Source organism: Aeromonas sp. s4, from assembly GCF_040907855.1.
Lineage (GTDB): Bacteria > Pseudomonadota > Gammaproteobacteria > Enterobacterales > Aeromonadaceae > Aeromonas > Aeromonas caviae.
Window position 1 is genome coordinate 60,470 of sequence record NZ_JBFOCP010000034.1, and the last position, 13,424, is coordinate 73,893.

13 protein-coding genes are annotated in these 13,424 nt (G+C 64.2%); 2 read left to right on the plus strand and 11 right to left on the minus strand.

What is annotated here, in order from left to right; all coding sequences use genetic code 11:
* Positions 1 to 223 precede the first annotated feature (223 nt).
* From secF to hinT, 9 genes are all read right to left on the minus strand, one after another.
* Positions 224 to 1,138: a protein translocase subunit SecF gene (gene secF / locus AB5Y89_RS11110; RefSeq protein ID WP_368223774.1), complete on the minus strand. Its 915-nt coding sequence runs from the start codon at positions 1,136 to 1,138 to the stop codon at positions 224 to 226.
* A 109-nt stretch (positions 1,139 to 1,247) separates the two neighbouring features.
* Positions 1,248 to 3,050 (minus strand): protein translocase subunit SecD, encoded by a 1,803-nt coding sequence (secD, locus tag AB5Y89_RS11115; protein WP_029314367.1) that lies wholly within the window; start codon positions 3,048 to 3,050, stop codon positions 1,248 to 1,250.
* A 148-nt stretch (positions 3,051 to 3,198) separates the two neighbouring features.
* Positions 3,199 to 3,666: a hypothetical protein gene (locus AB5Y89_RS11120; RefSeq protein ID WP_045525161.1), complete on the minus strand. Its 468-nt coding sequence runs from the start codon at positions 3,664 to 3,666 to the stop codon at positions 3,199 to 3,201.
* A 106-nt stretch (positions 3,667 to 3,772) separates the two neighbouring features.
* Positions 3,773 to 4,633: a DUF6279 family lipoprotein gene (locus AB5Y89_RS11125; protein ID WP_041215412.1), complete on the minus strand. Its 861-nt coding sequence runs from the start codon at positions 4,631 to 4,633 to the stop codon at positions 3,773 to 3,775.
* Positions 4,634 to 4,684: 51 nt separating this feature from the next.
* Positions 4,685 to 5,548, minus strand: coding sequence for a phosphotransferase (locus AB5Y89_RS11130; RefSeq protein WP_368223775.1), 864 nt, complete (start codon positions 5,546 to 5,548; stop codon positions 4,685 to 4,687).
* Positions 5,538 to 6,134 (minus strand): penicillin-binding protein activator LpoB, encoded by a 597-nt coding sequence (lpoB, locus tag AB5Y89_RS11135; protein ID WP_010674346.1) that lies wholly within the window; start codon positions 6,132 to 6,134, stop codon positions 5,538 to 5,540. The genes AB5Y89_RS11130 and lpoB overlap by 11 nt, the downstream gene beginning before the upstream one ends.
* Positions 6,134 to 6,532, minus strand: coding sequence for a YcfL family protein (locus AB5Y89_RS11140; RefSeq protein WP_010674345.1), 399 nt, complete (start codon positions 6,530 to 6,532; stop codon positions 6,134 to 6,136). The genes lpoB and AB5Y89_RS11140 overlap by 1 nt, the downstream gene beginning before the upstream one ends.
* A gap of 68 nt (positions 6,533 to 6,600) precedes the next feature.
* Positions 6,601 to 8,022 carry a COG3014 family protein gene (locus tag AB5Y89_RS11145; RefSeq protein ID WP_368223777.1) on the minus strand — a complete coding sequence of 474 codons (1,422 nt, stop codon included), beginning with the start codon at positions 8,020 to 8,022 and terminating at the stop codon, positions 6,601 to 6,603.
* On the minus strand, positions 8,022 to 8,372 hold the full coding sequence (gene hinT / locus AB5Y89_RS11150; protein ID WP_010674343.1) for a purine nucleoside phosphoramidase: 351 nt from the start codon (positions 8,370 to 8,372) through the stop codon (positions 8,022 to 8,024). Before hinT ends, AB5Y89_RS11145 begins: the two co-directional genes overlap by 1 nt.
* A 256-nt stretch (positions 8,373 to 8,628) precedes the next feature.
* Between hinT and AB5Y89_RS11155 the strand changes: the two genes are divergently transcribed.
* Positions 8,629 to 10,641: a methyl-accepting chemotaxis protein gene (locus AB5Y89_RS11155; RefSeq protein WP_041215416.1), complete on the plus strand. Its 2,013-nt coding sequence runs from the start codon at positions 8,629 to 8,631 to the stop codon at positions 10,639 to 10,641.
* Between the two features lie 70 nt (positions 10,642 to 10,711).
* Here the strand turns inward: AB5Y89_RS11155 and AB5Y89_RS11160 are convergent, their stop codons facing one another.
* A complete protein-coding gene (locus AB5Y89_RS11160; protein ID WP_161469925.1) occupies positions 10,712 to 11,596 on the minus strand; it encodes a 6-carboxytetrahydropterin synthase in 885 nt (294 codons plus the stop codon).
* A 79-nt stretch (positions 11,597 to 11,675) separates the two neighbouring features.
* On the opposite strand from AB5Y89_RS11160, the gene AB5Y89_RS11165 reads away from it, so the two are divergent.
* Complete coding sequence (locus AB5Y89_RS11165) at positions 11,676 to 13,019, plus strand: dihydroorotase (RefSeq protein WP_039038976.1); 1,344 nt, start codon at positions 11,676 to 11,678, stop codon at positions 13,017 to 13,019.
* Here the strand turns inward: AB5Y89_RS11165 and AB5Y89_RS11170 are convergent.
* Entirely contained in the window at positions 13,009 to 13,323 is a 315-nt protein-coding gene (locus tag AB5Y89_RS11170) for a hypothetical protein (RefSeq protein WP_368223779.1), read from the minus strand. The genes AB5Y89_RS11165 and AB5Y89_RS11170 overlap by 11 nt on opposite strands.
* Positions 13,324 to 13,424 lie beyond the last annotated feature (101 nt).

Genomic DNA, 13,424 nt, shown 5'->3' on the forward strand with positions numbered 1-13,424 from the left:
TGCCAGTGTAGCCGATGCGGGCCCCGAAAATAGCGCCTAAAACATGCATTTCATTACACTTTTCAACTTCTGCTCAGCCGCGTCACACCCGCCGCCCCAACCCGGCCTTCGGGACCACCGCGCCCCCTCTGGCAGAATGGAAAAAGGAAGGCATTCGCCTTCCTTTTTTGCCCGGGGCGGCCGCACTGGCCGCCCATGTGCCCCGTGACGGGGCGCTCGCCGGTCACGCCGCCTCGGCCAGCTCCTCCTCTTTTTTCTGGTAGGCCTGGGGGGAGAGCCCCAACAGCTCCTGCACGGTGGAGGCCACCGTGATGGAGGAGAGCGTCCCCACCAGGATGCCGACGAACAGGGTGAAGGAGAAGCCGTAGAGTGCGTCGCCGCCGAACAGGAGCAGGGCCCCCACGGTGAAGAGGGTGGTGCCCGAGGTGATCATGGTGCGGCTGAAGGTGGCCTTGATGGCCACGTCCGAGCACTCGTGGATCCCCATGCGGGTACGCGACCCCAGCAAGTCCCGCAACCGGTCCGAAATGACGATGCTGTCGTTGAGGGAGTAGCCTATCACCGCCATCAGGCCCGCGATGACGTTGAGGTCGAACTCGATGTCAAAGAGCGCGAGCAGCCCGATGGCAACCAGACCGTCGTGCAGCACCGACACCAGGATGCCGATGGCCTGGCGCCACTCGAAGCGCACCGCCAGGTAGGCGGAGATGGCGAGCGAGGCCACCAGCACCGCCAGCATCCCCTGCTGGAACAGCTCCGCGCCCACCTGGGGCCCGACGATGGTGGTGCGCAAGAGCTCCACCGGCAGGGCGAGTTGCTGCCCCAGCATGGTCGCCAGATCCTCCGCCGCCCAGGGCAGCTCGTGGGGGGGCAGCTTGATGAGCCACTCGCCGGGCACACCGGCGCCGTGCAGCTCCACCACCCCCGCCAGGGGCGCCGTCAGCAGGGCGTTGAGCTCATGGGCCTCCTTCAGGGTCTGGATGCGAAACTCCAGCAGGATCCCGCCGGTGAAATCGAGCCCGAGGGCGAGCCCTTTTGTCGCAAGGACGGCCACGCAGGCCAGAGTCAGCAGCACGGAGGCCCACAGCCCGATATAGCGCCAGCGGGTCAGCCCCATGGCCAGGATCATTCTCAGCATTGTTCTTCCCTCGACATCAGGTGGTTCAGGCTTCCCGGCAGGAAGCGGTCGGTGCGCAGGCCATACAGACTCACGGGCGCGGCGTCATGGTGATGAAGTCGGTTCATGGTCATACCCTCAGCAGCTTGGCGCGGCTGTTGCCCCACAGGGGGTTGATGATGGCGCGGGTGCCCCAGATGCCGGTCACCATGCTGGAGATGAGCCCCAGGATCAGGGTGATGGAGAAGCCCTGCAGCGGCCCGGAGCCGATGGCATAGAGCACCACGGCGCAGATGAGGGTGGTGATGTTGGCATCGAAGATGGTGCGAAACGCCGAGCGATAACCAAAGTCGATGGCGTTGGCCAAAGACCCCCCTTCCCGCAGCCGGTCCTTGATCCGCTCAAAAATCAGCACATGGGTATCCACCGCCATGCCGACGGTGAGCACCAGACCGGCGATCCCCGGCAGGGTCAGCACGGCCCCCGGCAGCACCGCCAGCATGCCCACCTGCATCAGGAGGTTGGCGACCAGCGCCGTGATGGCGACCCAGCCGAACTTGCGATACCAGGCCATCATGAACAGCATCATGCCCGCCATGCCGAACGCCAGGGCGGTGAAGCCCGCCTCGATGTTCTGCAGACCCAGGGTCGGGCCTATGCTGCGCTCTTCCAGGATCTTCAGCGGCGCGGTGAGGGCCCCGGCCCGCAGCAGCATGGCGAGCTCCTGGGCCTCGGGCAGGCTGCCGATCCCGGTGATGCGGAACTGGTTGCCAAGGGCGGTCTGGATGGTGGCGACGTTGATCACCTCGCTTCGGGCGCGCAGCTTGCCTTCGGCGTTGGTCTTGTACTCGGTGAAGACGGTGGCCATGGGCTTGCCCACGTGCTGGCGGCTGAACTGGTTCATCTTGCTCCCCCCCAGGGTGTCGAGCACGATGTTGACCTGGGGTTGCCCCATCTCCCCCATGTTGGCGCGAGCATCGACGATGTGCTCGCCGCTCAGCACCGGCTGGCGGGCCAGCCCCACCGCCTGGCCGCTGCGATCCGCCATGAAGAAGCGGCTGTCGGCCTTGGCTTCATAGAAGGCCAGGGACGCGGTGGCGCCGATCACCTCTTTCGCCTGCTTGGGGTTGTGCACCCCCGGCAGCTCGATGCGGATGCCGTCCTGCCCCTGACGCACCACCGAGGCCTCGACGATGCCGAGCTCGTTGATCCGCTTTTTCAGGATCGACAGGTTCTGGGTCACGGCGTTGTTCACCAGCAGGGTGCGCTCGGCGTCGCTCAGCACCAGGGTCAGTGCATTGCCGGAGCGGCTCAGTGTCCACTGATCCTGGCGGGTACCGGCACTCTCCTTGATGATGGAGAGCCAGGCCTCCTGCCCCGCCACGTCGGGCAGGGTGACGGCCACGCTCCCCTGGGCGGTGCGCATCACGCTGGCCCCCCGCAGGTTGGCCTCGCGAAAACGGGTGCGCAGGGTATCCACCAGGTTCTTGGTCTGGTTGTCGATGACAAAATCCACGTCCACCCCGATCAGCAACTGGGAGCCACCGCGCAGGTCCAGCCCGAGCTTGATGGGGTCGGCGCCGAGCCGGCTGATCCAGGCCGGGGCGTTAGAGTAGAACTCCAGGGTCAGGGCGGCGCTGTCCAGCCCCTGCTGCTCCAGCAACTGCTTGGCCAGTTGCTGCTCCCCCTGGCTGGCGAACACCAGCGCCATCCGGCCACCCTGGGCGATCTGCTTGAGGGGGTCGATGTGGTTCTCGGCCAGCAGGGTGCGCTGCGCGTCGCTCAGGCGCGACTGGCCGTGCAGCCCTAGGGAGGGCTGCTCACCGAAGAAGGTGGGCAGGGAATAGAACGCGAACGTGACCAGCATCAGCAGCAACAGGGCGTACTGCCACAGGCTCATGCGGTTCAACACGGTATGACTCTTTTTTCTCATGAAATCGGCCTCTGTCAGGCGATGGCAAGGGGCGACACCGGGGTCGCACCGTGCAAAAAAATGAAACAAGACAGCCTAGCCGTTCACTAAAAGTGAACAGCAACAGAGAGAAGATGAGGCAACAGGTGGCAAGCTGACCCCATCGGGGTCAGGCGAGGAAGCTCTGGGCGAAGCGGTACTGCAGATGCCGGCGCTGCAGGCGGCGCCTGTGAATGCCGGCGAAGTGATCGCGAAAGCTCGTCCCCGGGTAGAAGAGGGCGGCATAGAACAGCAGGCCGCACAGCAGCAGCAGGATCGCCTGCTGGGACCAGCTCATCACCAGCTCGTAGACCACGCTGCCGGGCTGATGATCGCGGCTCAGGGAGTGCTCGAGGCGCAGCAGGTGATTCTGGTGGGAGCCGACGAACTTGACGATGCCATCGTCACTGCCGCTGACGCCGTGGGCCGCCGGGCTTGCGTCGGCAGGCGCCGCCCCCTCCGCCAGCGAGTGGGCCTGCTGGGCCGAGGGCTGGAACGCGGGTACCCTGACCCCCTCCACCGAGAGGGTAGAGAACAACAGTGCGAGGGTGATGAGCAGGGTCATCGCCGCCAGTTTCACGTTGTCGGTCAGGTTCAAAAGTTAATTCCCACACAATAGAAAGGGCAAGCTACCACAGCCTGCCCCACAAGAACAAGGGCGGCAGGCCCGGGGCCCGCCGCCCTTGTGTTGTCTCACCGCGTCCTCAGCGGCTGCGGGTCATGCCCTCGAAGTCCTCTGCATAGTCCTTGAGCAGGGTGTAGAGGTGGGCCCGCTGGGAGAGATCCATGGAGTGGCTGAGATCGCTCAGCCACTGGATGGTACGCTGGCGGGACTGGTCCGTGTAGCCGGTGAAGCGGCCATCCATCAGGCCGTCCCCCTGCTGGAGCAAGCGGGTCAGCTCCTGGCCGAAATCCGGGCTCTGGCGCTGTTTCATCAGCCGATCCAGCTCCTTGGTCCAGGCCTCCTGAAAGTCGAGCCAGGGGGCCATCATCTCGTATTGCCACTCGGCCCACTGCGTGATGAGAGGCTCCTGGGCCGGCTTCACCTTGCCAATCCAGAACACCAGGCGCTCGTTCATCTTCTCCCGAAAGCCCTTGATCATCTCGGCCTTCGACTGGGTGGCAAAATCGTGCTGACGCTCCTGCTGGCGCTTCACCCGATCGGCCATGAAGCGAGCCACCTGCTCGTCGGTCAGGGTCTTGGCGAGGCGCACCGTGCGGGGAATGGCGTTCTCCAGGGTGCGGGTCAGGCTCGCCTGGGTTCTGTCCAGATGCAGGGTCACCTGGGCCGGGCTCATGGGGCTGGCCACCGCCTTGGCCAGGGCATCGAGATCCCGGGCATAGATGGGCAGCTCATGCTGCCGGTGCCAGGCCATCAGCCCCTTCACCTCCTGGTCCAGCAGCTTCTTCTGGCTGCGGTCCAGGGAGAAGTAGTCGTCCAGTTGCCAGACGATGGCCGAGTCGAGCCAGTAGTAGATCACCCGGGTGGCGCAACCCGTCAGCAGCAGGCAGAGCAGCAGCAGGCTCCAGCTACGCGGTTGACGCCATGAGAATGTGGTCACCATGCATGCCTCCCATTCATTGAATACACGCGTCGCGCGTGCCGTTGCCGGGCATTACTCCAGGCGCTGGCGGTTGATGTCGATCAGGGCCTGATACTCGGGCCCGGGTTGCTGTTCGGCCATCAGCAGCGCCCACAGCAGGCCGATGTAATCGACCCAGGGCAGGAAGGCATCGGCCTGGAATCCCCGGTGCCCCAGCCCCGTCGGTGCCCCGTCCATGGCTTCAAGATAGCAGCTCTCCAACTGGCACCGCTGCTCTTCGCTCCAGCCGTGGGTGCGCTGGACGCTGGCGACCTCGAACCCAGGATGACCGGCGGCGCCGTACTCCCAGTCGATGACCCAGGGCCGCGACCCCAACAAGTTAGCCGGATTGAGATCGTGATGGCAAGGGAGCCAGCAGTCGTCCGGCTCCCGGCTCGCGAGCAGGGCCCGCTCCAGGGCGGGCAGCCAGGGAGGGATATGGGCCAGACGCTGCCGATAACCGCCGCTGTGGGCCCGCACCGCCATCACCACGGTCGGCACCGGCAGGCGGTGCAGCCGCACCAGCACATCCGCCATCAGGCGGGGCTGCGCGGCGAGAGGCGGCGCCTGCTCGGCCCAGTTGGGTTCGTCGCACCACGCCAGCAGCATCAGGCCGGTGGCGGGATCGCCGTGATGACAGGGCAACGCCAGCCCCTGCCCCACCGCCCCCTGGTAGAGCTGCCACTCGGTGGCCCGGTCGATGCCAAGGCGCACCGGATCCGGATGACCGCGGCGCAGAAAGGCCTGCTCGCCAGTGGGGAGGCAAAGCCGGTAGTTGCCGTTGGTCAGGCCCTGGCCAAGCGGCTCAAGGCGCCCCTGATCCCAGGGCGCCGGCAGGCTGGCGAGGAGCGCCAGCTCCGCCAGATCCCCCTGCCCCCGCGGGTCCTCACCAGCCAAAGGTGGACTTCTTGGCCTGTTTGCGGATCTCTTTCTGATCGGCCCACAGCAGTTCGCCGTTTTCCACATCCATCAGGTTCATGGTCATCTGGTAGTAGACATCCTTCACCTTGCCGTTGTCCTTGACGATGCTGGCGAGGTTGCCATAGACCATGTAGCGGGCACCGGTCTGCTTGCCGAGCCGCACCATGGTGGCGGGATCCACCATGCCGCTGCCCTGCTGGTATTCGAGCTGCTGCTTGACCGCCGCCACCTTGCTCATGTCCACGAAGCGGAACTTGCCCGAGCGCAGCAGCTTGGTGCGGATAGTGTCGGTGATGGCCTCGGTATCGATGTGCTCCGAGGTCTTGTTGCGGATGGAGTCCATGAACATCACCGGGCGGCCCCCGGCGGTGATCTCGCTGGTGGCCGGGGACGCCAGCATGGAATCCGCCATCTTGTCGGCAATGGCCTGCAAGTCGGAGGAGCCGTAATCGACGGTCACCGTCTCGGTCTCGGTGGGATCGCCATAGCTGACGGTGGTGCTGGAGCAGCCGCCCAGCAGCAGGGCGCCGGTCAGGATCAGCAGGGCATGATTCATTTTCATCAGTAGGATTCCTCCATCACTTCGCGAACGTAAATCCGGTAACCCCGTGCAGCCGGGCTCGGCGCCAGGGCGGACAGGGTGCGGGTCTGGTAGCCATGCAGCTTGAGGGGGGTCCAGCCGCGGCCATCGCTGGCCACCTCCTGCCCCGCGTCGTCATACCAGTAGAAGAGATATTGCAGCGTGTTGTCACCACGCTGGGTGCTGGCCGCCGCCACGTTGACCTGCAACAGGCCGTTCTGCTGGCGCCGGCTGAGTTCGGTCAGGGTGACGTTGACGTTTTGATGCTGCTCGGCCACCGCCGCCGCACCGGCCGCGCCATAGAGCGCCACGCCGGAAGTATTGGTGGCACAGCCCGTCAGCAGCAGAACCAGGCCCAGGGCCAACCCTTGTGCTTTCATCTTGTTCTCCTTGCCGGTGGCCGTCGGCCTGACCGGTCATTCATCTGAGTTGCCATATCCGGTTCCCCCTAGAGGGGCATCACCCGGGTCGTGAGCCCGCTCCCCAGGCGCTGTACCCACACCAGGGTGGTGCGCCCGGCGTGGACGCTGAGTGGCAGGGTACGCATGGCGCTGCCCGCCCCCAGGGTCAGGGTGACGTTCCCGGCCGGGACCATCCCCTGCCAGCTCGAGGCCTTGGCGGGCAGCGTCAGCCAGCTGCGGGTATCCGCCCGCTCCGAGAGGGTGTTGAAGATCCCCACCAGGATGTTGCCCACATCCCCCCCCTCCTTGGCGGCGGTGCGCCGTACCTGCTCCTTGGCCACCAGCCGCAGGGCCTGCCGGGTCAGCATGCCGGGCAGCCGCTCCTGCAGATCCTTGGCCGCCAGCGCCTCCAGCCTCACCAGCTCGCTGGTCTGCGCCACCCCCTTGCCCACCGACAGGGTGAGCGGGGCGCCGTCGCTGGCCCGATTGTCGTAATAGGGCACCGCCACGGTAAAGGTACGAAAATCGCCGCTGGAGGTGGAGATGGGCAGCGGCAGGAAGAGCTCCCGGCGCGCCGGGATCAGGCCATCTTCAAACAGCACCACCAGCTGGCCCTGACCCTTGGCCAAGGGCGGCGCCTTGCGGCCCATCCGTTGCTCGGTCTCCTTGAGCTCCTCGGGAGAGCCGCGAAGCCGGGCCAGGCGCAGCAGGGCATCCTGCAGGCTCTGGTTGTCCGGCGCTATCTGGTAGCCGCGCTGGTAATCGACCCAGGCATCGTTGAGATCCCCGGCCGCCTCGTAGAGCACGCCGGAGAAATAGAAGGTGTAGGCGTTCTGGAAACCGTTTTTCACCTGGCCTATCAGGCGATCGAGCTCGGGGGCGCCGCGCGACATCAGCTGGCGCATCTCCCCGGCTTCGTCCTCCTGCTCCCCCTCCTGCGCGGCCTTGCGCACCTCGTCGGCCCGCCGTTTAAGGGCCTGCTCCTGCACCTGGTTGGCACGGCGCACCTCTACCAGGGCGCCGTCGGCATCCCCGCGCTGCAAGTAGTTGAGCGCCAGATAGTGGTGCAGCATGGTGCGCTCGTAATCGGGCGCCTGGTAAGCCAGGGTCTGATCGTTGGTGAGCAGGCTGCCCGCTTGGGCCAGTCCCTGGCTCAGGCGGTACTCGGCCTGATTGTCTTCCCACGCAAGCCGGCTGTCGGCGGCGGCAAAGGCCTGCTTGCTGGGGCCGTCCTGACCCGCCAGCCAGGCGATGCGCCCCTTCTCCAGCTGGTCGAGCACGAAGGTGTCGTCCCCCGGGGTCGATTCGCGCACCTCGGGCAGGGCCTCGGCGGCATGGCCCAGCAGCAGCTGGTTGCGCAAGGGCACCATCTGATCCGAGTAGGAGACGAACATGTCTTTCCACTGGGAGGCACAGCCCCCCAGCAGCAGACCGGCCAACAGCAGGCCGGTCGACGTGACGAGGCGCATCACAGGCTCAGCAGGGGTCCCAGGGGCTCGCCACCGACCAGGTGCAGGTGGATGTGATAGACCTCCTGCCCGCCGTGGCGGTTGCAGTTCATGATGAGGCGGTAGCCGTCCTCGGCGATGCCCGCGTCGCTGGCGAGCTTGCGGGCCACGGTGAACATCCGGCCCAACGCCAGCTCGTGATCCGGCTCCACGTCATTGACGGTGGGGATGAGCACGTTGGGAATAATCAGGATATGGGTCTTGGCCTTGGGCTGGATGTCGCGAAACGCGGTCACCAGATCGTCTTGATAAAGGATGTCGGCGGGGATCTCCTTGCGGATGATTTTGCTGAAAATGGTTTCTTGCGCCATGGGTAACTCCTTTATAGGAAAAAGAAAATTCAATACAAAGCTCAAGCGGCTCCCAAACAGGCCGCCGCAACGCGCCAAGTGTGACACAAGCCGACATTTGGCACAGCCGTTGTCCCAATCGCTTCAGTTATTGTGAAGAATACCGATAGCGAGGAGACGTCCCGCGAACCACAACGGCATCCCCTTCGGGGCATGCAGGGTATCAAAGGGACGGGGTACTCAGGCAAGGGACTTTTGCACAGACAGCGGGACAATAATGAAACAAACAATGTCAGACCTCTCGATCCTACAGAGAGTCTATCTGGGCTTTGCCATCCTGGTCGCCGTCATGGTCGCCAGTGCGGTACTGACCTTTCGCGGCCAGAGCGAACTCAGCGGCGCTCTGGATCAGGTGACCCAGGAGTCCATGCCGCTGGTACTCGCCAGCAGCCAGACCCAGATAAGCCTGCTCAGCGCCAACAAATGGCTCACCGACGTGCTGACCGAGCAGGATCTCAAGCAACTGCCGGCGGAAGTGGCCGAGTTGCAACAGGCCAAGGGCCAGGTCGACAAGATGGTCGCCAGCCTCAAGCAGCAGGTGGCGGTTCATCCCCAGTTGCAGGCGGACATGACTGCCCTCGTCAAGCTGGTGGATGACTACCTGCAACTGACCCAGACCCTGCCCGGCGAACACGAGGCCCTGCTCACCCGGCTGCACAAGGTCAATCAGGCCAAGGGCCAGTTCCAGGTCAGCCTGCCCCAGTTCAAGAAGAACCTGGGGGACATGATGGTCACCATCGACGACAGCTTCATCAAGATGCTCTCCGAGACCCTGACCACCAAGCTCTCCGCCATCGAGCTCTCCACCATGGATGCCCTCAACCAGAGCATCCCCGCCCCCATCGAGGCGGCGCTCAAGCGCAACAAGATGCAGATCGAGGGCTTCAACAGCACCATCAAGGATCTCCAGGGGGAGCTCAAGGACTTCGACAACAACATGGGCCACTACGTCCATGGCTTCGTGCGTGACACCACGGGCAATGACGGCGTGCTCTCCCAATACCTGGCCCTGATGAAGCAGCAGCAGGCCATGCGCGAGCAGAGCAAGCAGGCGAGCCAGCTCATCCTCAGCATCCAGAACAAGCTGGAGGGGATCACCGCCCAGAGCCAGCAGCTGATGAACGCCAGCATCCAGGCCTCCGATCGGGTGCAGACCCAGAGTACCCTGACCCAGGGGATCAGCATCGCCATCGCCATCTTCGTCGCCATCCTGGTGGCCTTCACCCTGGGCAAGGCCATCCGCCGCCCCCTGAAAGAGCTGCTGCGGGTGCTGACCGAGGTGACCCAGGGCGACATGACCCAGCGCGTCGGCTTCAAGAGCCAGAACGAATTCGGCCAGCTCGCCAGCCAGATCAACCTGTTGATCCACCAGATGGGGGATGTCCTCAAGCAGCTCTCCCAGGCTTCGACCCAGCTCAACAGCGCCGCCCACGACAACCGCCACACCACCGAATCGGTGCGGGCGGATCTGGAGAAACAGCGTCAGGAGACCGCCTCGGTCGCCGCCGCCATGACCCAGATGGAGGCCTCGGTGCGGGAGGTGGCCCAGGCCGCCAACCAGACCCTGGAGCGGGTGCAGGATGTGGAGAAGGCCTCCGAGATGGGGCGCAAGGTGATGGCAGGCAACATCACCACCACCCATCAGCTCGCGGGCAAGCTGCAGCAGACCGGCAAGGTGATTGGCGACGTGAGCGCCATGAGCGGCCAGATTGGCAACATCCTCGACGTCATCCGCGGCATCGCCGAGCAGACCAACCTGCTGGCCCTCAACGCCGCCATCGAGGCGGCCCGCGCCGGCGAACAGGGACGCGGGTTTGCGGTGGTGGCCGACGAGGTGCGCAATCTGGCTGGCCGCACCGCCCAGTCCACCAGCGAAATCCAGACCATGATCGAGAACCTGCAGCAAGGCGTCGCCCGGGCGGTCAACGTGATGCAGGAGTGCTCCCGCGAGATGGACAGCTGCGTGGATCAGAGCTCCCAGGCCAACAACGCCATGGAAGAAGTGCAGGGCATCGTGGTGCTCATCAGCGACATGTCGAGCCAGATAGCCTCCGCCGCCGAGCAGCAGCAGGCCACCAGCGCCGACATCGCCACCAACCTCAACCGCATCTCCGACATCTCGGATCTCAACTATCAGGGCATAGAGCGGGTCGCCGAGACCAGCCAGCAGCTCGACTCCCTTGCCGAGCAGCAGGAGGGGCTGGTCCAGCGCTTCCGCCTCAGTGCCTGATGGCCACGACCCGATATGACAAGGCCCCGCATTGGCGGGGCCTTGTTTTTTACTGGCATGCGGCGCGGGATCAGGCGTAGGCGATGGCGCCCTTGCCGACCCCTTCATAGGCGACAATCTTGACGAACTTGTCCCCAACCTGCTTCTTCACCTCGCGGGCGATGTAGTGGGCCAGCAGCTCGATGGTGGTGTCGGTGTCGATCATCTCCACCTCCGCCGCCGGCATGGCAAGCTGGAACAGCCCCTGGGGTGCCACGTACTTGAAGCCGATGTAGTGCGCGTCCCCTTCTTTAAGTGACGCCTCGGCCCGCTCGCTCAGGGCGAGTTCGCCAAGGGCCACCCTGTCCTCTTCGGTGCCCAGGTAGATGTCGGCCCAGCGCTCGGCCCAGTTGAACTCCAGCTCCTCGTCACGCTCCCCGTCCACCAGGATCTCGACGGGAGAGCGGTGGCCGTGGGCGATGCGCTGGCAGTTGCCGTCGTGCTTCTTGAGGCCGTGGCTGTAGTGGTAGAAGGCGCCCTCGATACGCTCCGAGCGCAACGTCAGGGAGAGATCCTTGATGTTGCCCGGCAGACGCTTGGCCAGTACCCCCAGCAGATAGCGGGTCACCGACTCCTTGTCCACCTGGGGGGCGGGAATGAAGGCAAACCCCTGGGTCGGGCAGCGCAGGTGGATGGCGCGACCCGGACGCAGCAGATCCACGGTGCTCTCGTCGTTCTCCAGCGCGTGGACATGGACCAGGGAACATTCCGTCGGCACCAGCAGCTTGTGATCCACCTCTTCATCGATGATCGACTTGATGAGTTTCTTCACCCGACCGAAGTCCAGCAACATGCTCATCTCGTTGAGCTCGCCACTCATCTCGATGTCCACCAGCCAGCTCTCGCCCACCATGCCGCGGCGCTCGCATAAATAGCTGGAATCGATCACAGTCAAATCTCTAACAAATAACTTCATTACTCAGGCCTTGCTACAGAGAAAGTGCAGTTTGCGATATTATGACCCCGGATTATCGGCAAAGGAACTGGAACCCCCCATGAACAAATTGCTTATCAAGAATGCCACCCTGGTCAACGAAGGCCGCATCTATGCCTCCGACGTCCTGATCGAGGGTGAGCGGATCGCCCGCGTCGCCCCGGACATCAGTGCCCCCGATGCCGTGGTGATCGATGCAACGGGCCGTCATCTCATCCCCGGGATGATCGATGATCAGGTCCACTTCCGGGAACCCGGCCTGACCCACAAGGGAACCATCGCCAGTGAATCCCGGGCCGCCGTGGCCGGTGGCACCACCAGCTTCATGGAAATGCCCAACGTCAATCCCCAGACCACCACCATCGACGCCCTCGAAGCCAAATACCAGATCGCCGCCAACTCCGCCGCCGCCAACTACAGCTTCTACCTGGGTGCCACCAACGACAACCTGGAAGAGATCAAGAAGCTCGATCCCAAGCAGTCCTGCGGCATCAAGATCTTCATGGGGGCCTCCACCGGCAACATGCTGGTGGACAACCAGGAGACCCTGGCAGCCATCTTCCGCGAAAGCCCGGTGATGATCGTCACCCACTGCGAGGACACCCCGTCCATCAAGGTGCTGGAAGACGAAGCTCGCGCCAAGTGGGGCGAAGACGTGCCCATGCGCGAGCACGGCCGCATCCGCAGCGCGGACGCCTGCTACAAATCCTCCAGCATGGCGGTCTCCCTGGCCAAGCAGTACGGCGCCAAGCTGCACGTGCTGCACCTGACCACGGCGAAAGAGCTCTCGCTCTTTACCGCCACCCCGGATCTGAAGGATCTCAAGGACAAGAACATCACCGCCGAAGTGTGCGTCCACCACCTCTTCTTCAACGAGGCGGACTACGACACCCTGGGCAGCCAGATCAAGTGCAACCCGGCGGTGAAGAGCGCTGCCGACCAGCACGCCCTGCTGGATGCGGTACGCAACGACGTGCTCGACATCATCGCCACCGACCACGCCCCCCACACCTGGGAAGAGAAGCAGAACAGCTACTTCAAGGCGCCGTCCGGCGTGCCCCTGGTGCAGCACTCCCTGCAGGCGCTGCTGGAGCTCTACCACAACGGGGTCTTCAGCCTGGAAACCATCGTCAAGAAGACCTCCCACGCGGTGGCCGAGCGCTTCCAGGTGCAGGATCGCGGCTACATCCGGGAAGGCTACTTCGCCGACCTGGTGCTGCTGGATCTCGGCAAGCCCTACGTGGTCACCGACAGCAACCTGCTCTACCTGTGCGGCTGGTCCCCTTTCAACGGCTACCGCTTCCAGAGCACCATCGAGATGACCCTGGTGAACGGCCAGATTGCCTGGCAGAACGGCCAAGTCACCGACAAGGTATTGGGCAAGCGTCTCACCTTCAACCGCTGATCTGGATGATGACCGCTTCCAGCGCGCCCTGCTTGAGATGACCCTGGTCAACGGGCAGATTGCCTGGCAGAACGGCCAGGTCACCGACAAGGTATTGGGCAAGCGCTTGACCTTCAACCGCTGATCTCGGCTTGAGAGCATCACGCCAAACGGCCGCCTCCGGGTGGCCGTTTTTCCTGCAAGACAGCGGTGAGGTGCCGACAAAATGCACCACTGGTCGTACTTTGATCCGAAGTTGCTCGCAAAGCAGGCAAACGATCTCGAACCTGAATTTCCCCTGTTGACAGGGTCGGGGCATCTCCATAAACTCCCTCCCCGTCAGCCGAGCTGACTCCGTCGGTGTGTAGCGCAGCCAGGTAGCGCATCTGCATGGGGTGTAGAGGGTCGGAGGTTCGAATCCTCTCA